The following is a 25067-nucleotide window of genomic DNA, read 5'->3' on the forward strand; positions in this document are numbered from 1 at the left end:
GCGGCGCGGCTGAGCCTCTTCTGTTTACCGCCGTTCCTGACTACTGTGTGAGCATGAATTCACACAGGGAGACCATGGATGACCGTTCGACCGACCCCCACCCTTTTTCCGCACAAGCCTGTGCCCGCGCTGCCGTCGGAAGGGCTGATAGGTGTCATCGCGCCAGCCGGCCCCGGCACGCTGGACACCGAAAAGGCCGTTCAGTGGATGCGCGCCCGGGGTTACGGTTTGCGCGTGTTCCCTGGCGTCTACCAGAAGGAGGGTTATCTGGCTGGCAGCGACGAGGTGCGGCTCAACGATCTGCACGCGGCCTTCGCTGACGAGGAGGTCGATGCGATCATTTGCCTGCGCGGTGGTTACGGTACGCCCAGGTTGCTGGACCGCATCGATTACGACCTGCTGAGTCGCCATGCCAAGCCCTTCGTCGGTTACAGCGACATCACCGCGTTGCATCTGGCTATCAGTCGCTACGCCGGGTTCGTGACCTTTCACGGGCCGCTGTTGAATGCCGACTTGCTGGGGGACAAGGAGCCGCCGACGGTGACGTCATTCTTTGCCATGCTGCGCGGTCAGTTGAAGGCCGGCAGCGTCCTGAGTCATCCGGTGGCTTATCCGTTGACCACCGTGGAGCCCGGCATTGCCCACGGGCGTTTGCAGGGTGGCAATCTGGCGATGATCGCCGCGACCTTGGGCACGCCTTATGAAATTGATGTCGAAGGGGTGATTCTGCTCATCGAGGACATCAACGAGCCGCTGTATCGAATCGACCGTTTGCTGACCCAGATGCGACTGGCGGGCAAATTGGCCAGATTGCGCGGCGTGCTGGTCGGGGATGTGGCGGGTGTCGATATTGAGGCCTTGAACCGCTTGCTCAAGCAGACCTTTGAACCACTGCGGATTCCGGTGCTGTCGGGCTGGCGAAGCGGGCACTGCGATCCGAACCTGACGTTGCCGCTGGGAGCGCTGGTTCGGCTGGATGCGGGGAAGAAAGAGCTGATGCTCGAGCAGGATGTGGTGATTTGCTGAACGAGCCACAAAAAAAGACCGCCACCTGAAGAGGTGGCGGTCTTTGTTGGTTTATGGATTGCGCAGGCTTTCCAGCAGCTTGTGCGTCGGATAGCCATCCGCCGGCCAGCCGAATGACTGCTGCGCAGCGCGAATCGCCTTGCGCGTGTTGGCGCCGATGATTCCGTCTGCCGCACCGGCGTCGTAGTTGCGCGCGGTGAGCAGGTTTTGCAGTTCGATCCGCTCGCTGCGGCTCAAAGGCAGGTCATCTTTTGGCCAGGAGCCATTGATCAGGCCGGCACCGTTGAAGCGCTCGGACAACAGGCTGACGGCCAGTGCGTAGGACGACGAGTTGTTGTACTTGAGGATCGCCCGGAAGTTATCGAGGATCAGGAACGCCGGGCCGCGGTAACCGGCCGGCAGTAGCAGGGCAGCGGACAGTTGCTCGGAACCGACCGGCACCTGGCCGCCGTTCGGCAGGGTCACGCCCAGCTGCCGCCATTCGGCCACACTTTTACGAATCGCGCCGTCGGCCAGGGTGTAGTTGAAACCGCTCGGCAGCTGCACTTCGAAGCCCCACGGCTGGCCACGCTGCCAGCCGGAGCTTTGCAGGTAATGCGCGGTCGATGCCAGGGCGTCCGCCGGGCTGCCCCAGATGTCGCGGCGACCGTCGCCGTCGAAGTCCACGGCGTGGGTGTTGTAGGTAGTGGGAATGAACTGGGTCTGGCCCATGGCGCCAGCCCAGGAGCCGAGCATTTTCTCCGGTGTGATGTCGCCCTGTTGCAGGATCTGCAGCGCCGCGATCAGCTGCGCATGGGCAAATCCCGGACGGCGACCTTCGTAGGCCAGGGTGGCCAGCGAGTTGATCACCGACTTGCTGCCCTGAAACTGGCCGAAGTTGCTTTCCATCCCCCACACCGACACCAGCGCCTGACGATCAACGCCATAACGCTGTTCGATGCTTTGCAGGATGTCGGCGTACTGGCTGATCAGGGCCTGGCCTTTGCGTACGCGCAAGGGCGAAAGGGCACCGTCCAGGTACTCCCAGACCGGCCGGGCAAATTCCGGCTGACTGCGATCGGCGCGAATCACGCTGGCATCAAAGCTGACATTGGCGAAGGCGCGGTCGAACAGGTCGGCACGAATGCCGGCGGCCAGAGCGTCCTTACGGAAGCCGGCCTGCCATTCGGCGAAGGTCTGGGTCGGTTGCAGGTCGAGGTCGTCACCGGACGGCACTACCGGCGGGATGATCGCTGGGGCTGTGGTAACGGGAGCGGTCTGAAGCGGTTGAGCGTCGGCGGCGGTGGGTTTTTCCGCGCAGGCGACGAGCAGTACGAAGCTGGAGGCAGCGATCAGTTGGCGAAAGGGCCAACGACGGGAAAGACTGAGGGGCATGCACAGGTCCAGGGAATACGAATCAGGTGCAGACCTTAACATGAGGAAGGGGTGCTGCGCTTTAAGCGGCCAGAAAGTAAGAAGCCTCCCAGCTGTCAGACTGGAAGGCTTCGCGGCGGTAGCTGCCCTTGCCCTTGGTTGGTCGTTCCTGGCGGCTGCGGAACAGGGGTTGGGCGACGATGGATTTGGCCTTGTTGTGGCCATGTTTCGATGGCTTTTTGCTCATGAGGATTCTCTCGATTGAGTGAGGTTTTGCGCGGCAGATAATCTGCCGATCTCGAGCGTCTGTCTATAGGACCGAGGGCGGGATGTTCTGTAGGAAATGGACTTGATTAAAAACGGGACCGCAGAGCGTGATCCCGGATTTCATTCGGCAGGCAATGTCAGGCGCTGACCGGCCATCAATAGCGCCAACCGGCTCAGGCTCATCCATGGCGAACCAGCCGCCTGACCCTTGATCTGCGCATCGATGCGCTGGGCCTCTAGCAGCAATTGCGCCCAGCGTTGCGCCGAGTAGCGTTGCAGGGCCTTGCTCATCAGCGGTTTGCGCTTGTCCCAGACTGGCGGCTTAGCTTGGCTGAAGCACTTGTCCAGCGGCGTTCCCTGGCTGTATTGCAACGAGATGTTGGCCAGCAGGCGCAACTCCCGGGCCAGGGCCCAGAGGATCACCGGCGGCTCGACCCCTTCACCGCGCAGCCCTTCGAGCATGCGCAGGGCGTGAGCCGGTTCGCCGTTGAGCACCGCGTCGGTCAGGCCGAACACGTCGAAACGTGCACTGTCGGCCACGGCCGCCTGTACGGTTTCGACCGTGATCTGCCCGCCCTCGGCCATCAGCTTGAGCTTTTCGATCTCTTGCGCGGCGGCCAGCAGGTTGCCTTCGACCCGCGCGGCAATCAGCTCGACCGCGTCCTGGCTGGCCGACAAGCCGGCCTGGGACAGGCGCTGACGAATCCAGCTCGGCAGCTGGTTGGCATCCACCGGCCAGATCTGGATGAACTGGGTCTGCTGACCCTCGACCAGCGCCTTGCCCCACTTGGTCTTTTGCGCGCTACCGTCGAGCTTCGGCAGGCTGATCAACAGCACCGTGTCTTCAGCCGGGCGCGAGCAGTATTCGATCAGCGCGGCAGCACCTTTGTCACCGGGCTTGCCTGAAGGCAGGCGCAGTTCCAGCAGGCGCTTTTCAGCGAACAGCGACATGCTGGCGCCGGCCTGCAGCAGCGTACCCCAATCGAAATTGGCGTCGGCGGCAAAGACCTGGCGTTCGTCGAACCCTTGCTGACGGGCAGCGGTGCGAATGGCGTCGGCAGCTTCCTGGCACAGCAGCGGGTCATCGCCGCTGATGATGTAGACCGGCGCAAGGGCGCCTTGCAGGTGTTTGCCGAGTTGGGCGGGAGCGAGCTTCATAAGAGAGGGCGAACGGGGCGCCTGCGCGCCCCGAACGTCTTACTGCTGCGGCAGTTCGAGCGGCGACTGACGCGGGGTTTCCGCTTCAGCCTTCTGCGCCGCTTCGAGGGCGTCGGCCTCTGCCTTGGCACGGGCGTTGGCGGTTTGCTGCAGAGCGTCCAGCTGCGCCGGCGTCAGCTGTTGCAGACGCAGCATCATGCGCTGAACCAGCTCGCGGCGGGTTTCACGGCGGGCATCGTTGGCTTCCTGGTCGGAACCCACCAGGTTGTTGCCGTCGTGGATGAACACTTTCTGCACTTCAAGCTTGTCGCTTTTGAGCAGCAGGTTGTTTTCGCCACGGATGTCGTAGGTGAGCACGGTGCTCACCTGGTACTCGCCAGTACGACCGGCACCGGCGTAGCTGAGGATGCGCTGGTTTTCCTGCTCATCGGCCAGGAACAGCTTGTAAGGCGCACCGGAAACGATCTTGACGCCGCTGGCCTCCAGCACCTGACGCAGTTGCGTCACGGTTTCGCCGTAGGCGTTGCGGGCGCTCAGATCGAGCTCCTTGATCGACAGTTCGTTGGTGCCGGTACCACGCAGCTGGAAACCGCAGGCGCTCAACAGGACGGCGAGGCCCATCACCAGCAGATTGCGTTTGATCATTGTGTTGCTCCCCTTGAAACCATGTGGGCCGACTCTGTGGCCCGAAAGGTTTTACTGGGCGTCAGGCACACCTGACGCCCGATCCAATTAGCTGGCGACGATATTGACCAGTTTCCCGGGCACTACGATCACTTTACGAATCGTCAGGCCGTCCACGAAACGCAGCACGTTTTCGTTGGCACGGGCTGCCGCTTCGATTTCTTCACGGGTGGCGGCGGCCGGCATTTCGATCTGGCCACGCAGCTTGCCGTTGACCTGGATCACCAGGGTCAGGCTGTCCTGCACCAGCGCGCTTTCGTCCAGTATCGGCCAGCCGGCGTCGATCACCGGGTCAGCGTGACCCAGGCGGTTCCACAGCTCGTGGCTGATGTGCGGTGTGATCGGCGCCAGCAGCAGTGTCACGGTTTCCAGGCCTTCCTGAACCAGTGCGCGATCCTGTTCGGTCGCTTGCGCGGCTTTTTCCAGCACGTTCATCAGCGTCATCACCTGAGCGATGGCGGTGTTGAATTTGTGGTTCTGGCCGACGTCATGGCTGGCCTGTTTGATCGCCTGGTGGATCGCGCGGCGAATGACTTTCTGCTCGTCGTTCAGGCTGGCGATGTCCAGTTTGCCCGGCAGGCCCTGAATGACGTGGGCCTGAGCCAGGCGCCAGACGCGCTTGAGGAAGCGGTGCGAGCCTTCTACGCCTGAGTCGGACCATTCCGCGCTCATGTCGGGTGGCGAGGCGAACATCATGAACAGACGGCAGGTGTCGGCGCCGAACTGATCGATCATCGACTGAGGGTCGACGCCGTTGTTCTTCGACTTGGCCATCTTCTCGGTGCCGCCGATTTCCACCGGCAGGCCGTCGGCGATCAGTTTGGCGCTGATGACCTTGGCCTTGCTGTCGCGCTCGAGTTCCACGTCCGCCGGGTTGAACCAGGTGTAGGCACCGTTGGCTTCACGACGATAGTAAGTCTCGGCGACCACCATGCCTTGGGTCAGCAGGTTCTTGAACGGCTCGTTGGAGCTCACCAGGCCTTCGTCGCGCATCAGCTTGTGGAAGAAGCGCGCGTAGAGCAGGTGAAGAATGGCGTGTTCGATGCCGCCGATGTACTGATCCACCGGCAACCAGTGGTCGGCCGCGGATTTTTCCACCAGGCCGCCTTCAAAGTGCGGCGAGGCGTAACGGGCGTAGTACCAGGACGACTCGACGAAAGTGTCCATGGTGTCGGTTTCACGCTTGGCAGGCTGACCGCATTTCGGGCAGGTGCACTCGTAGAACTCGGGCATGCGTGCCAGCGGCGAACCGGCACCGTCCGGTACAACGTCTTCCGGCAGGACGACCGGCAACTGATCTTCCGGCACCGGTACGTCACCGCAGGCGTCGCAGTGGATGATCGGGATCGGGCAGCCCCAGTAGCGCTGACGGCTGATGCCCCAGTCGCGCAGGCGGAACTGGGTGCGCGAGGCACCGAGGTTTTTCTTGATCAGGGCAACTTCCATGGCGTCGAACGCGCCGGCGAAGTCCAGACCGTCGAATTCGCCGGAGTTGATCAGCGTGCCGTGCTCGCCGTAGGCGTCTTGCCACGGAGCCGGGTTGGTTTCACCGGAGCTGGTACGAACCACGGATTTGACCGGCAGGTTGTACTTGTGGGCGAACTCGAAATCGCGCTCGTCGTGAGCCGGCACAGCCATGACCGCGCCATCGCCGTAGTGCATCAGCACGTAGTTGGCGACCCACACCGGCAGTTTTTCACCGGTCAGCGGGTGCTCGACGAACAGGCCGGTCGGCAGGCCTTTCTTCTCTTGAGTGGCGACGTCGGCTTCGGCGACGCTGCCGCCCTTGCATTCGGCGATGAACGCTTGCAGCTCAGGGTTGTTCTTCGCAGCGAGAGCAGCCAGGTGGTGTTCGGCAGCCACGGCAACATAGGTTGCGCCCATCAGGGTGTCCGGACGGGTGGTGAAGACTTTCAGGGTGCCGGTTTCGCCGATCGAATCGACGTTGTACGGGAACTGCACTTCCATCCCGCGCGACTTGCCGATCCAGTTGCGCTGCATGGTCTTGACCTGCTCAGGCCAGCCGGTCAGTTCGTCGAGACTCTCCAGCAGCTCATCCGCGTAGGCGGTGATCTTGAAGTAGTACATCGGAATTTCGCGCTTTTCGATCAGCGCGCCGGAACGCCAGCCGCGACCGTCGATCACCTGTTCGTTGGCCAGAACGGTCTGGTCGATCGGGTCCCAGTTCACGGTGCCATTCTTGCGGTAGATCACGCCTTTTTCGAACAGGCGAGTGAACAGCCATTGCTCCCAGCGGTAGTAATCCGGTTTGCAAGTGGTGACTTCGCGCGACCAGTCCACCGCCAGGCCCAGGCTGCGCAGCTGGGATTTCATGTAGGCGATGTTTTCGTAGGTCCACTTGGCCGGAGCTACGTTGTTCTTCATCGCGGCGTTTTCCGCCGGCATGCCGAAGGCGTCCCAACCCATCGGTTGCAGAACGTTCTTGCCAAGCATGCGCTGGTAGCGGGAGATCACGTCGCCGATGGTGTAGTTGCGCACGTGCCCCATGTGTAGCTTGCCGCTGGGGTAAGGGAACATCGACAGGCAGTAGTAAGTCTCCTTGCCTGGCTGTTCACTGACTTCAAAGGACTTTTGCTCGTCCCAGAACGACTGGGCGGCGGCTTCGATTTCACGGGGCTGATATTGTTCGTGCATGGCTACTTTTGTACTGGATAGGGGTGGCCTAATCCTCTTCAATGCGACGTCCTGGGCATGTCGGACGAGCTGGAAGTGGAGTTACAGGAAGCGCCGTAGCATACATGACCGCGCTTGGCCTAGGGAAACCCTGATTGCAGCCGTTTGACCGGCCGGAATCGCGGCGAGGGCCGTTGGTCGCGGCGTGCAGCCGGTTTGTGCAGCGAAGCTAAGCTCTAACTGGGGAGTGAGTCTTATCTTCAATGAGGTGAGGGATGGTGGAGTCACAGCAAAAAAACGTTACCAAACCGGAGTTGTACGAGCGGTTGATCGATCGTCTGGGAATGGCCCTGGACGCGGCAAAAACCGCTGGAAGGCTGCGCGACGAGCGCCCCCTGGAACTGGAATTGCGTGGCTTGAGTCCCGCCGAGTTCAAACTGGTCAAGGCCTATCTGGATCGCAGTGAGCGTGAAACCCACGGATACCTGTCACAAGCCGTGAAACAACTCGATGCAGCCCATACGGCCAAGGTCATCTGGCTCAAGGACAAGGCGCCCGGCAGAGACACCCTCAAGGTTCGGACTCTGCAGGCCAAGTAAACGCATGGCAGGTCAAAAAGCGGATCTTTTTCAACGGGATCCGGCCCTACTGGTTGTCGCGTTGTAACAACCCACTTAGGCTTCGGGCATCTTTGGAGATGCTCGATGCCTATTCGCTATTTCATCAAACAACTTCTGTTGCCGCCTGGCCTTCTTTTATTGCTGTTGCTGACGGCCTGGTGGCTGCGTCGCTCGCGGCCACGGCTGGCCGGGCTGTGTTTTGCCCTGGGGTTTGGTGGCTTCTGGCTGATGAGTCTGCCGGTGGTCGTGCAGTGGGGCGCCAAGGCCCTGGAGCGCGAGCCGCCGCTGGCCCGGGATGCATGGACAAGCCTTGCGCAACGCGCCGATGCGATTGTGGTACTGGGCTCCGGGCGCGAGCGCGGCGATCTGGCCTGGGGCGAAGATCAGCCGACCGGCGTAGGTCTGGAGCGCCAACGTTATGCAGCGCGTCTGGCCAAGGCGTCAGGACTGCCGATTTTGACCAGCGGTGGCCTGCATTACGGCACGCCGCCGACTGAAGCCAAATTGATGGCTGATTCGTTGCGCGATGATTTCGGTGTGACGGTGCGCTGGCAGGAAGGGGAGAGCCGCACCACGTGGGAAAACGCTGCATTCAGCGCCAAAGTGCTGTTGCCGGAAGGCGTCAAGCGCATCGTACTGGTGACCCAGGCCTGGCACATGCCGCGAGCGGTGTGGAGTTATCAACAGGCTGGATTTGAAGTGGTGCCGGCGCCGGTCGGTTTCCTCGGCACGGACAATGCGCGACCGTTTGGCGGCTGGCTGCCGGAATTCAAGTCGATCTGGCAGAGCGGGCAGTTGATGAACGAGGCGGTGGGGCAGATCGGCTATTCGATGTTCTATCGAGGGAATGACAGCGCCGATTGATGCGTTGTCGTTGATGGCGCCTTCGCGAGCAAGCTCGCTCCCACAGTGGTCACCTGTGGGAGCGGGCGATTTCTCAGAGGGTCTTGGACATCCGGTTGGTCATCAGCGCCCAGCCGAACAGCATCACGCACAGGATGATCAACGGCCACGAGCGCCATTGCAGATACGGCGTCAGGTTGTGCATCGGCACCACTTCGCCGTACAGCACGCCCTGTTCGAACTGCGGGATGCGCTCGGTGATCTGCCCGAACGGGTTGATCAGCCCGGTCACGCCGTTGTTGGTCGCACGAATCATCCAGCGTCCGGCTTCAAGCGCACGCATCTGCGCCATTTGCAGGTGCTGCAGCGGGCCGATGGAGGTACCGAACCAAGTGTCGTTGCTGATCGTCAGCAGCAGATCGCTGCGTGCCGCCAGACCAGCTGCGAACTCGGGATACACCACTTCGTAGCAGATGAACGGCGCAATCTGATATCCCTTGGCCTGCAACAGCGCCTGGTCGGCAGGGCCCCGGGCGAAGTCGGACATCGGCAGGTCGAAGAACGCGATCAGCCCGCGCAGGATGTCCTGCAACGGTACGTACTCGCCGAACGGCACCAGTTTCTGTTTCAGATAAGTGCCATCGCCTTCGCCGACTACCGTGATGCCATTGAAGAAGCGTTTTTCGTGACGGACCATTTCGCGGATCGGCACGCCGGTGATCAGCGCCGATTTACGCTCGGCGGCGAAGTTGCCCATCATGTTCAGGTAGCCCTCGGCGGACTCCTTGAGCACCGGCACGGCGGTTTCCGGCCAGATCAAAAGATCCACCGGTTTGGAGCGGAAACTCAGATCGCGGTACAGCGCCAGTTGCGCATTGAGCTCGGCCGGGTCCCATTTCATGCTTTGCGCGACGTTGCCCTGAATCGCGGCAACGGTCAGAGGGGCGCCGGCCGGGCTGGTCCAGGCATGGCCCTTCAGCGCAATCCCCGCCGCCCATGGCCCGATCAGCAATACCAGACCGGCGGCGATGAAGGCTTTGCGGCGGGTTTGCAGCAGGCGCGGTGCGTTGTAGATCAGTGCAGCGGTCAGCGCGAGAACGAACGACACCAACCACATCCCGCCCACGGGCGCGAGCCCCGCCAGCGGGCCGTCGAGCTGGCTGTAACCGGAATACAGCCATGGGAAACCGGTGAGGAACCAGCCTCGGAAAGCTTCCTGACCGACCCACAACGCCGCAAACGCCAGGGCGTCGGCCACCGGCGCTTCGTTACGCCGCAACCAGCGCGCCCAGAGCCACGCGGGCAGGGCGAAGAACCAGGCAATGGCCGCCGTGAAGATCAGCATCAGGAACCCGGCCAGCAGCACCGAAGCGCCGCCGAAGTGGTGGATGCTGTAATAGATCCAGCTGGTGCCGGCGCCGAACAGGCCGAAACCGAAGCACCAGCCACGACCCAGTGCCTGACGCGGGCTCAGCTCGCGCAGGCCGGCATAGAACAGGCCGACCGCCAGCAAGGCCAGCGGCCAGAGATCGAACGGTGCGAGCGCGAAGGTGGTGATTGCACCGGCCGCCACGGCCAGCAGGTTACCGGGCCAGCCGGGGCGGGTTGTCCAGCGCATTTCAGTCCTTATTGATTACCGGGCGATTGGCGTCAGTCGCAGCAAATGAATCCGACGACTGTCGGCGTTCAGGATGCGGAAACGATAGGCGCCGATTTCAGTGATTTCGTTGCGTTTTGGCAAGTGCCCGAATGCGCTCATCACCAGCCCGCCGACGGTGTCGAACTCGTCGTCGGAGAATTCGCTGTCGAAGAACTCGTTGAAGTTCTCGATCGGCGTCAGGGCCTTGATCAGGAAATCACCGCTGGGCAGCGGCTTGATGTAGCTGTCTTCTTCGACGTCGTGCTCGTCTTCGATGTCGCCGACGATTTGCTCCAGTACGTCTTCGATGGTCACCAGACCCGCCACACCGCCGTATTCGTCGATCACGATGGCCATGTGGTTGTGGTTGGCGCGAAATTCACGCAGCAACACGTTCAGGCGCTTGGACTCCGGCACGAAGGTGGCCGGGCGCAGCAGGTCCTTGATGTTGAAGCTGTCGCCGTTCTCCTTGAGGATCAGCGGCAGCAGGTCCTTGGCCAGCAGCACACCCATCACGTCGTCATGGCTTTCGCCGATGACCGGGTAGCGCGAGTGGGCGGAGTCGACCACGGCAGGGAGGAATTCGCGGGGTGTCTGGGTCGCCTTGATGCTGATCATCTGCGAGCGCGGCACCATGATGTCGCGAACCTGCAGGTCAGCCACCTGGATGGCGCCTTCGACGATGGCCAGCGCTTCGCTGTCCAGCAGTTTGTTCTGATGTGCATCGCGCAGCAGCTCCAGCAGCTCCTGGCGGTTCTTCGGCTCGTGGGCAAAAGCCTGGGTCAATTTACCCAGCCATGACTTTTGCCCGTTGCTCGATCGATCTTCGCTCATAGCGATTACTCTGAATCCTTTGTTGTAACAGTAGGGGATGTTTCGGTTTCGTCGTCCGCGTACGGATCGGGATAACCCAATTCGGCAAGCAACTCGCGTTCCAGTGCTTCCATTTCCTCGGCTTCCTCGTCATCTATATGGTCGTAACCAAGCAGATGCAAGCAGCCGTGAATGACCAGATGTGCCCAGTGGGCCTTTAGTTCCTTGCCCTGTTCGGCGGCTTCGCGCTCGACCACGGCCACGCAGATCACCAGATCGCCCAGCAGCGGGATGTCGAGAAACTCGTCGGGCACTTCGGCGGGAAAGGACAGGACATTGGTCGCGTAATCCTTGTGGCGCCAGGTGTGATTCAGTTCGCGACCTTCTTCCTCGTCGACCAGACGAATGGTCATTTCCGAGTCGGCGGTGCGCTGGCGCAGGGCCAGTTCGCACCATTGGCGGAACTCGGCTTCGGTCGGCGCAGAGGCTTCGGTCGCGACTTGCAGGTCAAGCTCAAGCATCGTGGCGAGTGTCCTTTGGCGCTTCATCGGCCAAACGTGTCTCGAAGCGCTCATAGGCTTCGACGATGCGTTGCACCAACGGATGGCGCACCACGTCTTTGGGCTGGAAGTGTGTGAAGCTGATGCCCGGCACATCCTTCAGGACTTCGATGACGTGATGAAGTCCGGATTTGGTGCCGCGCGGCAGGTCGACCTGGGTGATGTCGCCGGTGATCACGGCCGTGGAGCCGAAACCGATCCGGGTCAGGAACATCTTCATCTGCTCGACGGTGGTGTTCTGACTTTCATCGAGAATGATGAAGCTGTTGTTCAGCGTACGACCGCGCATGTAGGCCAGTGGCGCAACTTCGATCACCTGACGCTCGATCAGCTTGGCCACGTATTCGAAGCCGAGCATCTCGTAGAGCGCGTCGTAGAGCGGGCGCAGGTACGGGTCGATCTTTTGCGACAGGTCGCCGGGCAGGAAGCCGAGTTTTTCACCCGCTTCGACCGCTGGACGCACCAGCAGGATGCGCCGGATCTGTTCGCGCTCCAGAGCATCGACGGCGCAGGCGACCGCCAGGTAGGTCTTGCCGGTACCGGCCGGGCCGATGCCGAAGTTGATGTCGTTGCCGAGGATTTCCTTCACGTAGCGCAGCTGATTCAAGCCCCGTGGGCGAATCATGCCTTTCTTGGTGCGCAGGGCGACGGAGGCTTCGGCGGGGGCGTGGTTGTCCAGTTGCTCGACGGCCGATTCCTGAAGGAACAGATGCACCGTATCCGGCGACAGCTCCGAGCCCTTGGTTTCCCGGTACAGGCGGCGAATCAGGTTTTCCGCGGAAGTGGTGTGTTTGGGTTCGCCGATCAGCTCGAACTGATTGCCGCGGTTGCGGATCTCGATGGCCAGGCGCTGTTCGATCAGGCGCAGATGCTCGTCGAACTGCCCGCACAGATTGGCGAAGCGGCGAGCCTCAAAGGGCTCGAGGATAAAACGATGTGGTTCGATGGGTGCGTTCAAGGTCGTATTTAGCCGCCCTGGGGCAATTAGGATGAAATCAAGGATAACGCCAGCGGCGTGGGTGCGAAAGCTCTTAAAAAGCCTTGCATCGATTCAGCCGTCTGGCGCGGTCTCCTTGCGGTGTTACTGGATCAGCGAGCCGCGCAGCGAGTGCGGTTGCGCCGCGTCGATGTGCACGTCGGCGAACTGGCCGATCAGGGTCGGATTATCGCAGCGGAAGTTGACGATACGGTTATTCTCGGTCCGCCCCTGCAGCTCGCCCGGGTCTTTCTTCGAATAATCGGTCACCAGAATCCGCTGGACCGAGCCGACCATTTGTCGGCTGATCTCGAACCCTTGCTGATTCAAGCGGTGCTGCAAGGCGTTCAGGCGTTCTTTTTTCAGTTCTTCCGGGGTGTCGTCGGCCAGATCGGCGGCCGGAGTGCCCGGCCGCTGGCTGTAGACGAACGAGTAGGAAAAGTCGAAACCGACGTCGGCAATCAGCTTCATGGTCTGTTCGAAATCTTTCTCGGTTTCCCCCGGGAAGCCGACGATGAAGTCCGAGCTGATGCAGATGCCGGGTACGGCGGCGCGCAGTTTGCGCAGCTTGGATTTGTACTCCAGCGCGGTGTGGTTGCGCTTCATCGCAGCCAGGATCCGGTCCGAACCCGACTGCACCGGCAAGTGCAGGTGCTTGACCAGTTCCGGCACTTCGGCGTGGGCCTGGATCAGGCTGTCGGAGAACTCCAGCGGGTGCGAGGTGGTGTAGCGGATGCGGTCGATGCCATCAACCGCCGCGACGACGCGGATCAGTTCAGCCAGGTCCGCCAGGCGACCGTCGTGCGTCAGCCCGCGATAACCGTTGACGTTCTGCCCCAGCAGGGTCACTTCACGCACGCCGTTTTCAGCCAGGTGGATGATTTCGGCGATCACATCATCGAACGGTCGGCTGACTTCTTCGCCGCGGGTGTAAGGCACCACGCAGAACGTGCAGTACTTGCTGCAGCCCTCCATCACCGACACGTAGGCGCTAGGGCCGTCGATGCGCGGCTCTGGCAGGTGGTCGAACTTTTCGATTTCCGGGAACGAGACGTCGACTTGCGGCAGTTTGCTGATGCGCGCGGCGTCGATCATTTCCGGCAGGCGGTGCAGGGTCTGCGGGCCGAACACCACGTCGACGTACGGTGCGCGATCACGGATCGCCGCGCCTTCCTGGCTGGCCACGCAACCGCCGACGGCGATCACCATGTCCGGGTTGGCCAGTTTCAGTTCGCGCCAGCGGCCGAGCTGGGAGTACACCCGGTCCTGGGCGCGTTCGCGAATCGAGCAGGTGTTGAGCAGAATCACGTCGGCATCTTCGGCGCGCGCCGTGACTTCCAGGGCCTGGTGTTCGCCCAGCAGATCGACCATGCGCGAGCTGTCGTACTCGTTCATCTGGCAACCGTGGGTTTCGATGTAAAGCTTCTTGGCCATGGAATAGGGTCGTCACGTGGTTCAAAGAACCGCGCATTATAGGGAACATGTCCCCAGGTTCCTACCGCTGCGCGTCCGGTGGCTATGCTATAGTTCGCGCCCTCATTTTTACCCCGATGCTGTCTGCCCGCCATGACCAAACGCGAAGCTCCAATCTACAAGGTGATTTTCCTCAACCAGGGCCAGGTGTTCGAAATGTACGCCAAGCAGATCTATCAAAGTGATCTGTGGGGCTTTCTGGAAGTGGAAGAGTTCGTCTTTGGCGAGCGCACGCAAGTGGTCGTCGACCCGAGCGAAGAAAAGCTCAAGGCGCAGTTCGAAGGGGTGGTGCGCAGCTTTGTGCCGATGCATTCGATCGTGCGCATCGACGAGGTGGAGCGTCTGGGGACGCCGAAAATCAGTGAAGCCCGTGGCGGCGTGGGTAACGTGATGCCGTTTCCGGTGCCGATGCCCGAGAAGTAAGTCTGTAACTATCGTTCCCACGCTCTGCGTGGGAGTGCCGCCTTCGACGCTCTGCGTCAATGACGCGAAGCGTCACAGAATGAGTTCCAACGCAGAGTACGGGAACTATCGTTAGTCAGGGCAGGGGCGAGAACGGTGTGCGCCCGTCGGCGCTCTGCAGTTCCATCAGGTATTTACGGAAAATCTGCCCGAGTACCTGGGTGGCGGTTTCCAGGTCCTCGCGGGACATTTTTTCGGCCACCTCGTCGGCCGTGTCCAATGCCTCTTCAGCACCATTGACCGCCGCCATCTTCAGCACGATGTACGCCTGAATGTTGTTGGCCTGCACGCCTTCACCGTGGAAGAACATGGTGCCGAGCTTGAACTGCGCCTGGGCGTGGCCTTGCAGCGAGGCCTTTTCGAAATAGCTCAGGGCTTGATTGAGATCGCGCGGCGCATTCTTGCCGTCGTAGTAGAACTCACCCAACTCGTATTGCGCTTGCGCATCCCCTTCGTCTGCCGCTTTCTGGCACGCGGCCAGTGCCTGCGTGACATCTTGCGGCTGAGTATTGAGGGTGCAGCGACCCATCGCCGGGATCAACAACGAGTTGCCGCCTGCTTGTGCATGTGCGAGCAGCGGCTGAAGGAGCAACAGGCAGCCCAAGGCAAGGGTGCGGCCGGTGCGGTTCATGGGAATCGACTTACCTCTGAAGGGCGCGCGGACCCGTCGAGGGATCCAATAAGCGCGCATTATGAAATAAGCAGGGCCATCCTTACAAAGTCTTTACTCGATTTTCTGCTGCGCGGGAAATATATCGCCCACTTTATGGGAGATTTTTGGCAGGCGTGTCGGAAAAGGCGTGCAGGTGTAGGAGAACGCTGACGCTGGCAATGGCCAACGTCAGCGGCGGGGCGTTTTATTTCAGTTTGGCGAAGGCGCGTTCGGCGGCGTCGAGGGTCAGTTTCAGCTCGGCTTCGCCATGGGCGATCGAGGTGAAACCGGCTTCGAAAGCGCTCGGCGCCAGGTACACGCCACCTTCCAGCATCAGGTGGAAGAAGCGACCGAACAGCGCCGCATCGCTGGCCATCACGTCTTCAAACGTAACAATGTCGTCGGCACCGCTGAAGTACAGGCCGAACATGCCGCCTGCCTGGGTGGTCACGAACGGAATGCCGGCGGCATCGGCGCGCTGTTGCAGGCCGTCGAGCAGGCGCGTGGTGTAGTCGGTCAGCTCGGCGTGGAAGCCCGGACGGCTGATCAGGCGCAGGGTGGTCAGGCCGGCGGCCATTGCCAGCGGGTTACCCGACAAGGTGCCCGCCTGATAGACCGGACCCAGCGGCGCGATGCGCTCCATGATCGAGCGCTTGCCGCCGAAGCAGCCGACCGGCATGCCGCCGCCGATGATCTTGCCGAAGGTGGTCAAGTCCGGAGTTACGCCGTAGTGGGCCTGGGCACCACCGAGGGCAACGCGGAAACCGGTCATCACTTCGTCGAAAATCAGCACTACGCCGTGCTTGTCGCACAGGCTGCGCAGGCCTTCGAGGAAACCCGGCGCCGGTGGTACGCAGTTCATGTTGCCGGCCACGGGCTCGACGATGATGCAGGCGACGTCCTGGCCGACTTCGGCGAGCATTTTTTCAACAGCGTCGATGTCGTTGAACGGCAGGGTCAGGGTGTGTTGGGCGAACGCCGCCGGCACGCCGGCCGAACTCGGTACGCCCTGGGTCAGTGCACCGGAGCCGGCCTTGACCAGCAGGCTGTCGGAGTGACCGTGGTAGCAGCCTTCGAACTTGATGATGCTGTCGCGACCGGTGAAGCCACGGGCCAGGCGGATGGCGCTCATGGTCGCTTCGGTGCCGGAGCTGACCATGCGCACCATCTCCATCGACGGCACCAGTGAGCAGACCAGATCGGCCATCTCGGTTTCCATCGCGGTCGGCGCGCCGTAGGACAGGCCGTGTTGCAACTGGTTGCGCACCGCGTCCAGCACGTCCGGGTGGCTGTGGCCAAGGATCATCGGGCCCCAGGAGCCGACGTAATCCACATAACGCTTGTCGTCTTCGTCAGTGACGTAGGCGCCTTCGGCGTGCTTGAAAAACAACGGCGTGCCGCCGACGCTCTTGAACGCGCGCACCGGCGAGTTCACGCCACCGGGAATGTGTTTCTGGGCGTTGGTAAACAGGGTTTCGGAACGAGACATGATCGGGCTCTCAGACTTTTAGTAATTCATTGAAGGCGCGGGCGCGGCGGGTCACTTCGGCGCTGCTGTCGGCACCGAACAGGCCATGGACCACGGCCAGCAGATCAACACCATGGGCCACCAGCGGCGCGGCGTTGTCGAGGGTGATGCCGCCGATCGCGCAGATCGGCAGGTGCAGGGTGCGTTTGGCCTCGTCGAGCAGATCGAGGCTGCAACTCGGTGCACCGGGTTTGGTGTTGGAATTGAAGAAACGACCGAAGGCGACGTAACTCGCGCCTTCCCTGGCGGCCTGTTCGGCCAGTTCCAGCTGCGCGTGGCAGGTCGAACCGATGATCGCCCTGGAGCCGAGCAGGGCGCGGGTCGGCGACAGCGGGCCGTCGTTCTGGCCCAGGTGTACGCCGACGTTCAGGCGCGCGGCCAGTTCGGCGTCATCGTTGATGATCAGGTGCGTCTTATAGCGTTCGCACAGATCGCGCAGGGCTTCGGCCTCACGCAGACGGCGGGCTTCGTCGCTGCTTTTGTCGCGGTATTGCAGCAGAGTGACGCCGCCTTCCAGCGCCGCCTCCACGTAGGACAGAAACTTGCCGGCCAGCAACTGGCTGTCGGTGATGGCATACAGGCCACGTAGTTTCATCGGGCAGACCTCACGACGTTACGAGCAGAAATCCAGCGGCAGGCGACGCGGGACGAACTGGCCTTTGCCCAGTTGTTCGGCATCGCGCAGGGTGCGCCAAGTGTAATCCAGCGCGGTACGCACGGCGCTGGCAAGGTTTTCGCCCAGTGCCAGGCGGCCTGCGAGGGTGCTGGCCAGGGTACAGCCGGAACCGTGATAGCTGCCGGGCAGACGCTGACACTTGAAGGTTTCGCGCAGACCGTCGCGGCTGTACAGGCGGTTGTGGATTTCGGTTTCGTCGCCGTGACCGCCGGTGATCAGCAGATTCTTGATGAACGGCAGGAGTTTTTCAGCGCACTCGTCCGCGGTGCCGTCTGGCAGTTCGGCGAGGATCCGGGCTTCGGGAAGGTTGGGGGTGGCGATGATCGACAGCGGCAGCAGGCGTTCGCGCATGGCGTAGCCGACTTCGTCCTTGCCCAGGCGTCCGCCGCCGCCGGCACGCAACACCGGGTCGCAGACCACTGGCAAGTGCGGGTGCGCCTGAAGCAGTTCGACAACGGTGTCGACCATTTCCAGGGAACCGAGCATGCCCAGTTTCACTGCCGCGACGTCGGAGTCGTTGAGTACGGCATTGGCCTGGGCCAGTACCCACTCACGGTCGAGGACGCGAAAGTCAGTGACGTTGACCGTGTCTTGCACGGTCAGGGCGGTGACGGCCGGAGCCGCATGGCAACCCTGAGCGAGCAGGGCTTCGATATCTGCCTGCAAGCCGGCGCCACCACTGGGGTCGTGGCCGGAGAGACAGAGGACAACGGGGCGTGAGCTGTAGATATTCATGGTGCGCGAGCTTACCACCAAACCTGTTTTTCGGGTGTTGCGGCACAGCGGGCGGCCGATAACACGGGTAGCGAGACCCGGAGCGCTTGTCACAATCTGACCGAGTCAACAGCTCTAGCCCGGCGCTCTGCTCTGGAACGCCCGTTCTAGAGCCTTTGTAGGAAAAATTTCCATGGTGCTCAATGGCCATCAACGGCTATGCTAGAGTGGATCCAAACCAATAACAGGTAATACCGGTTTTACGTCATCTCAAAGGGAATGGGGGGCTTCCTGACACAACCGGCCAAGCCACGCTGGGGCTTCAATGCGCTATTTGTTGATGTTGCTGTTCTGCTTGCCCCTCCTGGCAAGCGCCGTCGAGTTCGACGAGTTCACCCAGAGCCTCCCGCTGGGACGATCCCTGCAAGTGTTCGAAGACCCGAGCGGTCAGGCGAGCATTGCCGACGTCCGCGCGCAAGCCACCGCCGGAAATTTCAAACCTCATGACAAAGCCACGCTCAATGCCGGTTATTCGCACTCGGCGTTCTGGCTGAAGATCGACCTGCATTACCGCCCGACCAACCCGTCGGCGCAGCGCAGTTGGCTGTTGGAATTGGCCTATCCGCCGCTCGATCATCTCGACCTGTATCTGCCCGATGCCGCTGGCGACTATCGGCTGGTGCGGCAGACAGGGGACGCCTTGCCGTTCGCCAGTCGCGAGATCCGCCAGAACAATTACCTGTTCGACCTGGCGTTCAAGCCGGATCAGCAACGAACCGTTTATCTGCGGTTGTCCAGCGAAGGCTCGATCCAGGCGCCGGTGACGTTGTGGTCGAGCACCGCCTACCTCGAAGACCAGCCGGTGCGCCTGTACGTGCTGGGGATCATTTATGGCGTGCTGCTGGGGATGCTGGTTTACAACCTGTTCATCTACCTCAGCGTGCGCGACACCAGTTACCTCTATTACATCTTCTATATCGCGTCGTTCGGCCTCTATCAGCTGTCGGTCAATGGCGCGGCGGTCGAGTATTTCTGGCCGGACAACCCGTGGTGGGCCAACGCTGCCACGCCGTTCTTCATCGGGTGCGCGGGGCTGTTCGGCAGCCAGTTCGCCCGCAGTTTCCTGCAAACGAAGAACCACAGCCGCTGGCTCGATCGCCTGCTGATCGCCCTGATCGTTTTTGGCGCGGTGGTGATCGGCCTGTCGTTGATGACCCGTTATGGCCTGGCCCTGCGTCTGGCGACAACCCTGGCGCTGACTTTCACCGTGGTGATCTTCGCCGCCGGGATCCTCGCCTGGTGGCGCGGCCTGCGGGTGGCGCGGTATTTCATCATTGCCTGGTCGGCGTTCCTGATCGGCGGCATCGTCAACACCATGATGGTGCTGGGCTTGCTGCCAAACGTATTCCTGACCATGTACGCCAGCCAGATCGGTTCGGCCATCGAAGTGGCGCTGCTGTCGCTGGCCCTGGCCGACCGCATCAACGCGATGCGCGAACAACAGGCGCAGACCCTGTTCGATGCCGGCCAGAAACTCGAAGTACTCAACCAGCAACTGGCCCACAGCAACAAGCTCAAGGACGAATTCCTCGCGACCCTGACCCACGAACTGCGCACGCCGATGAATGGTGTGATCGGTTCGCTGGAGCTGATGCAGACCGTCGAGCTCGATCCGGAAGTGGAGCAATACCAGCAGACCGCCGCCGGTTCGGCGCGGGACATGATGCGTATGGTCAACGGCATCCTCACGCTGACCGAATTGCAGGCCGGCAAGCTCAAGGCAACGCCGGGCAGTTTCAGCCTGCGCGGGGTGGTCGAGGCGTTGCGGATTCAGTTCGATGGCAATGCTTCGAGCAAGTCGCTGGACTTCAAGGTCGACGTGCTGCCGACCCTGCCGGATCGCTTGCACGGCGACAGCGCCAAACTCGCGCAATGCCTGGAGTGCCTGCTGGATAACGCGATCAAGTTCACCCGCGTCGGCGGCCTCGCGTTGCGGGTCACGGGCAAGCCGTCGACGGACAATCGCCTGGCGCTGTCCTTCGCGGTGATCGACACCGGCATCGGTTTCACCGATCTGGGCGAGGCTACGCTGTATCAGCGCTTCTTCCAGCTCGACGGTTCGATGACCCGTGAATACGGTGGCCTGGGCGTCGGTCTGGCGATCTGTCGTCAATTGGTGGAGTTGCTTGGGGGCAAGCTCACGCACCGTTCCGAACCAGGGAGTGGCAGCCGGTTTCAGCTGGATGTCGAGTTCGAGTTGCCGGAAGTGGAGGATATGCCCGCATTCAGCCGCGATACCGAGCGCGCGCCGCAGGATTGCACCGTACTGCTGGTGGACGACAACAGCGTCAATCAGTTGGTGATGCGCGGCATGTTGCTCAAGCTCGGTTTCCGGGTGCGTACCGCTGACCACGGCGCGGCGGCGCTCGAGTGTTTGCAGCGCGAGCGCTTCGATGCGGTGCTGATCGATTGCCAGCTGCCACCGCTCGACGGGGCATCGCTGTGTTGCCAGATTCGTGACCTGCCGGGATGCGCCCATCTGCCGGTTTTCATGATCGCGCTGGGGGCGGATCGAGAGCATTGCGCGTCCGGTGGCTCGATCGATTACCTGAGCAAACCGGTGAAATTCGAGGATCTGCAGGTGGCGATGCAGCGGCGGGTCTTGAGCTGCTGATAGGGTGAAAGCGCCGGTATTTAGGCCGATATGACACTTTGATCGGTTCGGGGGCAGTGCTTAACTGAAGCTCTGGCCGATCAAGGAGCCCCGTCATGAACCTGCATCAGTTCGCCGAAACCCACGAAGTCACCAACCAGCCGCCGTCGCTGGACGGCACCAACCTGTACCGCATCGACCTGCCGTTGCAGGAGTGGTCACGGCGGTTCGGCGCCGGCTGGGCCGAGTCGCGGATCGACGCTTACGGCGCATTGGCCGGCGGGCCGCTGATGGAGGCCGGGTTCCTCGCCAACCAGAACAAACCGGTGTTCGCCAGCCATGACCGCTACGGTCATCGCATCGATCTGGTGGAGTTTCACCCGGCGTATCACGAGCTGATGCGCACCGCCATCGAACATGGCCTGACCTCGCTGCCCTGGGCTCATCCACAAGATGGCGCCCATGTCGCCCGCGCCTCCATGACCTACCTGCACAGCCAGGCCGAAGCCGGCAGCGGTTGCCCGTTGACCATGACCTTTGCCAGTGTGCCGGCGATGCGTTTGCAGCCGAACCTGGCTGAACAATGGCTGCCGAAAATCCTCGCCACCGAATACGACCCGCGCAATGTTGGCATGTCTCACAAGGCCGGCGTGACCATCGGCATGGCGATGACCGAGAAACAGGGCGGCACCGACGTGCGGGCCAACACCACCAAGGCTTATCCGGTCGGCGCCAGCGGCCCGGGCCAGGCTTATGAACTGGTAGGCCACAAGTGGTTCTGTTCGGCGCCGATGTGCGATGCGTTCCTCACGCTGGCGCAGACCGACAAGGGGTTGAGCTGTTTCCTGCTGCCGCGCCATCGCCCGGACGACACGCGCAATCAGTTCTATATCCAGCGCCTGAAAAACAAGCTCGGCAACCAGTCCAACGCCTCCAGCGAAGTGGAGTTCCGTGGCGCGCTGGCGTGGATGGTCGGTGAAGAAGGACGCGGCGTGCCGACTATCATCGAGATGGTGGCGATGACTCGGTTCGACTGCATGGTCGGTTCGAGCTCGCTGATGCGTCAGGCGCTGACTCAGGCCAGCCACCACTGTGCCCACCGCAAGGTCGGCGGCAAACTGCTCGGCGAGCAACCGCTGATGCAGAACGTGCTGGCCGATCTGGCGCTGGAAAGCGAAGCCGCGCTGGCCCTGAGCCTGCGCATGGGCAAGGCGCTGGATCATCTGGATGACCGCCATGAAGCGCAGTTCGCCCGGCTGGTGACCGCGGTGGGCAAATACTGGATCTGTAAACGTGCGCCCGCGATGATCAACGAAGCCGCCGAATGCATGGGCGGCGCCGGGTATGTCGAAGACAGCATTCTGCCGCGTCTGTACCGCGAAGCGCCGGTGAACTCGACGTGGGAAGGCTCCGGCAACGTGCAATGCCTCGACGTGCTGCGGGCCTTGTCGAAAGAGCCGGGTGTGCTCGATGTGCTGTTCAGCGAGTTGGGCGACGGCCATGGCGACAGGCGTCTTGCGGCGCACATCCAGCAACTGCAGGCGGCCTTCAAGGACACCAGTGACATTCAATACCGCGCTCGGCAATTGACCGAAGACATCGCCCTGGGGCTGCAAGCGAAGCTGTTGCTGGAGGCCGGGAATGCGGCGGTCAGCGATGCCTTTATCGCCAGTCGTCTGAACGGAGGCGGGCGGGTCTACGGCGCGTTGCCGCGCGGGCTGGATGTCGAGGCCATCGTCGCTCGCTCGACACCGCAGGGTTTCTGAAGGGGGATCGCGCCAAAGCCATTACGCCACTGTTTCCGTGACGCCACGATGCAGGCAAGATGAAGCTCTGCAAGTCAGAACACAGGAAGCTGATCGTGACCGAAGCGTTTATTGTCGTTCAAACCGCCGAACAAGCCGTGGATCGTCTCGCCGAGCTGCATGAGCGGGCCACCACGGCGCTGAACTCGGCGCTCAAGCGTTACCTCAAGGATCGCGTCGAGCCCGACGCCGAGCAACGTGCCCTGTTCCGTTATCCCGAACTGCGTCTGACCTACCACTGCCAGGGCGAAGTCCCACAGACCACCCGCGCCTATGCCAAGGTGCAGTTGCCGGGCACCTACAGCGTGACCGTTACCCATCCGAAGGCGTTTCGCAAATACCTGCTGGAACAGCTCACGCCGCTGATGCACGACTTCACCGTAACCGTCGAAGTCGGGGTCAGCGAGCAGAACATTCCGTACCCGTATGTGGTCGAGCAGGGCGATGAACTGGCCGGCTCCGGCGTCACCGCCGCTGTGCTGGCGCGAGTGTTCCCGAGTACCGACCTGTCCGCCGCCACCGATGGCATCGCCGACGGTCTCTACGACTGGGAAAACACCGATCCGCTGCCGCTGGCGCTGTTCGACGCCGCGCGCGTCGACTTCTCGCTGCGTCGTCTGGTGCACTACACCGGCAGCGACTGGCGCCATGTGCAGCCGTGGATTCTGCTGACCAACTATCACCGTTATGTCGACCAGTTCATCGTCCATGGCCTGGAGCAACTGCGCCGTGACCCGCGCTTCGTGCGCATGGTGTTGCCGGGCAACGTGATCATCGAAAAAGGCATGGATCACGGTGAAGCCTCGGCCATTGCCGCCGGCGTGGTCTGGCACCGTTACCAGATGCCGGCCTACCACCTGATTGCCAGCGATGGCCACGGCGTGACCTTGGTGAACATCGGCGTCGGCCCGTCCAACGCCAAGAACATCACCGACCACCTGGCCGTGCTGCGTCCGCATTGCTGGCTGATGATCGGTCACTGCGGCGGCCTGCGTCAGTCGCAGACCATCGGCGACTACGTGCTGGCTCACGCTTACATGCGTCGCGACGGGATTCTCGACCGGGTAGTGCCGCCGAACATTCCGATTCCGGCCCTGGCCGAAGTGCAGCTGGCGTTGCAGCAAGCGGCGGCCAACATCACCGGCGAAAAAGGCGAAGAGCTGAAAAAACGCCTGCGCACCGGCACCGTGCTGACCTACGACGACCGCAACTGGGAACTGCGCTGGGCCCAGGAGCGACCGCTGATCAACCTGTCCCGCGCCGTGGCGGTGGACATGGAAAGCGGCACCATCGCCGCCCAGGGTTATCGCCTGCGGGTGCCGTACGGCACGTTGCTGTGTGTGTCGGACAAGCCGCTGCACAGCGAAATCAAGCTGCCGGGTTCGGCCAACGCGTTCTACGAGCGTGCGGTCAGCCAGCACTTGAAGATCGGCATCGAAGCGGTGGATCTGCTGCGCACCGAACTCAATTCGCTGCACTCGCGCAAACTGCGCAGCTTCGACGAACCGCCGTTCCGCTGATTTGTGGATGGTCATTTAACGGTCGGGCTACTATGTCAGCCCCGACCGTTAGATTTTCTTTTCGCCATGTCCCGTCCCCAACGTCCACCTTCCCGCCGCCCCGGCGCGAAGCCAGCTTCTTCAGCCCCGCGCCGTGTCGCCAAGGCACCACCGGCCGAGCCGAAGCTGATCCTGTTCAACAAACCGTTCGATGTGCTGACGCAATTCAGCGACGGCGAAGGGCGGGCGACGCTCAAGGATTACATCGACATTCCGGGTATTTACCCGGCCGGGCGGCTGGACCGCGACAGCGAAGGTTTGCTGCTGCTGACCAACGACGGCCAGTTGCAGGCGCGGATCGCCGACCCCAAGCACAAGCTGGCGAAAACCTATTGGGTGCAGGTCGAAGGCGTGCCGACGGCCGAGCAGTTGCAGCGCCTGCGCGACGGCGTCGAATTGAATGACGGCATGACTTTGCCCGCGCAAGCGCGGCAACTGGATGAGCCTGAACTGTGGCCGCGCAATCCACCGGTACGCTTTCGCGCAACGATTCCGACAACCTGGCTGGAGCTGGTGATTCGCGAAGGGCGCAACCGTCAGGTGCGGCGGATGACGGCGGCGGTGGGGCTGCCGACGTTGCGGCTGGTGCGGGTCAGGATTGGTGACTGGACGATCGAAGGGCTCGATCAGGGCCAGTGGAAAGAAGTGCCGGCGCGCTTATAAGGCGCCGGATTCGATCAGGCCGATCACCACACTCTTGATGATGAACGCGGCCACGCCCAGGCCCAGCACGAAGAACAGAATGAACGAGCCGAAGCGCCCGGCCTTGGACTTCTTCGCCAGATCCCAGACGATGAAACCCATGAAAATGATCAGGATGCTGACCAGACCAGTCATCATCCACTCTTCAAATACTGCTGGATCCATCGGGTTCTCCGGCACGCAAGCGGCAAAAAGGGCGGCCGGGAGTATACGCCAGCGGCGAACGACGCAGCATTGACCTGCGTCGGTGTGCCGCAGTCATTCGTCGAT

The 25067-nt window shown here is 62.0% G+C and carries 23 protein-coding genes; 8 read left to right on the forward strand and 15 right to left on the reverse strand.

Going from position 1 to position 25067, the window contains the following annotated elements:
* Positions 1 to 78 precede the first annotated feature (78 nt).
* Complete coding sequence (locus L6D81_RS14165) at positions 79 to 1026, forward strand: S66 peptidase family protein (protein ID WP_236180262.1); 948 nt, start codon at positions 79 to 81, stop codon at positions 1024 to 1026.
* A gap of 51 nt (positions 1027 to 1077) precedes the next feature.
* Here the strand turns inward: L6D81_RS14165 and L6D81_RS14170 are convergent, their stop codons facing one another.
* The 5 genes from L6D81_RS14170 to leuS form a co-directional block, all read right to left on the reverse strand.
* Complete coding sequence (locus tag L6D81_RS14170; RefSeq protein ID WP_236180264.1) at positions 1078 to 2400, reverse strand: lytic murein transglycosylase; 1323 nt, start codon at positions 2398 to 2400, stop codon at positions 1078 to 1080.
* 61 nt (positions 2401 to 2461) lie between these two features.
* A complete protein-coding gene (arfA, locus tag L6D81_RS14175) occupies positions 2462 to 2626 on the reverse strand; it encodes an alternative ribosome rescue factor ArfA (RefSeq protein WP_007958672.1) in 165 nt (54 codons plus the stop codon).
* Between the two features lie 140 nt (positions 2627 to 2766).
* Positions 2767 to 3804, reverse strand: a complete 1038-nt coding sequence (holA, locus tag L6D81_RS14180) for a DNA polymerase III subunit delta (RefSeq protein ID WP_236180266.1) — start codon at positions 3802 to 3804, stop codon at positions 2767 to 2769.
* A 39-nt stretch (positions 3805 to 3843) separates the two neighbouring features.
* Positions 3844 to 4449: an LPS-assembly lipoprotein LptE gene (locus L6D81_RS14185; RefSeq protein WP_236180268.1), complete on the reverse strand. Its 606-nt coding sequence runs from the start codon at positions 4447 to 4449 to the stop codon at positions 3844 to 3846.
* An 87-nt stretch (positions 4450 to 4536) separates the two neighbouring features.
* On the reverse strand, positions 4537 to 7143 hold the full coding sequence (gene leuS, locus L6D81_RS14190; RefSeq protein WP_236180270.1) for a leucine--tRNA ligase: 2607 nt from the start codon (positions 7141 to 7143) through the stop codon (positions 4537 to 4539).
* A gap of 254 nt (positions 7144 to 7397) precedes the next feature.
* Between leuS and L6D81_RS14195 the strand changes: the two genes are divergently transcribed.
* Positions 7398 to 7721 (forward strand): hypothetical protein, encoded by a 324-nt coding sequence (locus tag L6D81_RS14195; protein WP_236180272.1) that lies wholly within the window; start codon positions 7398 to 7400, stop codon positions 7719 to 7721.
* Between the two features lie 105 nt (positions 7722 to 7826).
* Positions 7827 to 8606 carry a YdcF family protein gene (locus L6D81_RS14200; protein ID WP_236180274.1) on the forward strand — a complete coding sequence of 260 codons (780 nt, stop codon included), beginning with the start codon at positions 7827 to 7829 and terminating at the stop codon, positions 8604 to 8606.
* Between the two features lie 73 nt (positions 8607 to 8679).
* Here L6D81_RS14200 and lnt read toward each other — a convergent pair whose 3' ends face one another.
* From lnt to miaB, 5 genes are all read right to left on the reverse strand, one after another.
* A complete protein-coding gene (gene lnt, locus L6D81_RS14205) occupies positions 8680 to 10203 on the reverse strand; it encodes an apolipoprotein N-acyltransferase (RefSeq protein ID WP_236180275.1) in 1524 nt (507 codons plus the stop codon).
* A 15-nt stretch (positions 10204 to 10218) separates the two neighbouring features.
* Complete coding sequence (locus L6D81_RS14210) at positions 10219 to 11058, reverse strand: HlyC/CorC family transporter (RefSeq protein ID WP_007909641.1); 840 nt, start codon at positions 11056 to 11058, stop codon at positions 10219 to 10221.
* A gap of 5 nt (positions 11059 to 11063) precedes the next feature.
* Positions 11064 to 11558, reverse strand: coding sequence for an rRNA maturation RNase YbeY (gene ybeY, locus L6D81_RS14215; RefSeq protein WP_236180282.1), 495 nt, complete (start codon positions 11556 to 11558; stop codon positions 11064 to 11066).
* Positions 11551 to 12555 (reverse strand): PhoH family protein, encoded by a 1005-nt coding sequence (locus tag L6D81_RS14220; RefSeq protein ID WP_011336084.1) that lies wholly within the window; start codon positions 12553 to 12555, stop codon positions 11551 to 11553. The genes ybeY and L6D81_RS14220 overlap by 8 nt, the downstream gene beginning before the upstream one ends.
* A gap of 123 nt (positions 12556 to 12678) precedes the next feature.
* Positions 12679 to 14007, reverse strand: coding sequence for a tRNA (N6-isopentenyl adenosine(37)-C2)-methylthiotransferase MiaB (miaB, locus tag L6D81_RS14225; RefSeq protein ID WP_011336083.1), 1329 nt, complete (start codon positions 14005 to 14007; stop codon positions 12679 to 12681).
* Positions 14008 to 14139: 132 nt separating this feature from the next.
* Here miaB and L6D81_RS14230 point away from each other — a divergent pair, with 132 nt between their 5' ends.
* Positions 14140 to 14469, forward strand: coding sequence for a DUF1820 family protein (locus L6D81_RS14230; RefSeq protein WP_007958692.1), 330 nt, complete (start codon positions 14140 to 14142; stop codon positions 14467 to 14469).
* A 115-nt stretch (positions 14470 to 14584) separates the two neighbouring features.
* Here L6D81_RS14230 and L6D81_RS14235 read toward each other — a convergent pair whose 3' ends face one another.
* The 4 genes from L6D81_RS14235 to L6D81_RS14250 form a co-directional block, all read right to left on the reverse strand.
* Entirely contained in the window at positions 14585 to 15139 is a 555-nt protein-coding gene (locus tag L6D81_RS14235) for a tetratricopeptide repeat protein (protein ID WP_236180284.1), read from the reverse strand.
* A gap of 226 nt (positions 15140 to 15365) precedes the next feature.
* Positions 15366 to 16649 carry a glutamate-1-semialdehyde 2,1-aminomutase gene (hemL, locus tag L6D81_RS14240; protein WP_236180286.1) on the reverse strand — a complete coding sequence of 428 codons (1284 nt, stop codon included), beginning with the start codon at positions 16647 to 16649 and terminating at the stop codon, positions 15366 to 15368.
* Between the two features lie 10 nt (positions 16650 to 16659).
* Positions 16660 to 17283: a thiamine phosphate synthase gene (gene thiE / locus L6D81_RS14245; protein ID WP_236180289.1), complete on the reverse strand. Its 624-nt coding sequence runs from the start codon at positions 17281 to 17283 to the stop codon at positions 16660 to 16662.
* An 18-nt stretch (positions 17284 to 17301) separates the two neighbouring features.
* The gene (locus tag L6D81_RS14250) at positions 17302 to 18099 is read right to left on the reverse strand and encodes a hydroxymethylpyrimidine/phosphomethylpyrimidine kinase (RefSeq protein WP_236180291.1); all 798 of its coding nucleotides are present in this window, start codon (positions 18097 to 18099) and stop codon (positions 17302 to 17304) included.
* A 304-nt stretch (positions 18100 to 18403) separates the two neighbouring features.
* Between L6D81_RS14250 and L6D81_RS14255 the strand changes: the two genes are divergently transcribed.
* From L6D81_RS14255 to L6D81_RS14270, 4 genes are all read left to right on the forward strand, one after another.
* Positions 18404 to 20752 carry a hybrid sensor histidine kinase/response regulator gene (locus tag L6D81_RS14255; RefSeq protein ID WP_236180293.1) on the forward strand — a complete coding sequence of 783 codons (2349 nt, stop codon included), beginning with the start codon at positions 18404 to 18406 and terminating at the stop codon, positions 20750 to 20752.
* A 95-nt stretch (positions 20753 to 20847) separates the two neighbouring features.
* Positions 20848 to 22497, forward strand: coding sequence for an acyl-CoA dehydrogenase family protein (locus L6D81_RS14260; RefSeq protein ID WP_236180295.1), 1650 nt, complete (start codon positions 20848 to 20850; stop codon positions 22495 to 22497).
* Positions 22498 to 22556: 59 nt separating this feature from the next.
* Positions 22557 to 24056, forward strand: a complete 1500-nt coding sequence (amn, locus tag L6D81_RS14265) for an AMP nucleosidase (protein WP_236180297.1) — start codon at positions 22557 to 22559, stop codon at positions 24054 to 24056.
* 66 nt (positions 24057 to 24122) lie between these two features.
* Positions 24123 to 24758: a pseudouridine synthase gene (locus L6D81_RS14270; protein ID WP_085612563.1), complete on the forward strand. Its 636-nt coding sequence runs from the start codon at positions 24123 to 24125 to the stop codon at positions 24756 to 24758.
* Here the strand turns inward: L6D81_RS14270 and L6D81_RS14275 are convergent.
* A complete protein-coding gene (locus L6D81_RS14275; protein WP_003228500.1) occupies positions 24753 to 24962 on the reverse strand; it encodes a DUF2788 domain-containing protein in 210 nt (69 codons plus the stop codon). The genes L6D81_RS14270 and L6D81_RS14275 overlap by 6 nt on opposite strands.
* Between the last annotated feature and the right edge of the window lie 105 nt (positions 24963 to 25067).

This window comes from Pseudomonas sputi, assembly GCF_021603585.1.
GTDB lineage: Bacteria > Pseudomonadota > Gammaproteobacteria > Pseudomonadales > Pseudomonadaceae > Aquipseudomonas > Aquipseudomonas sputi.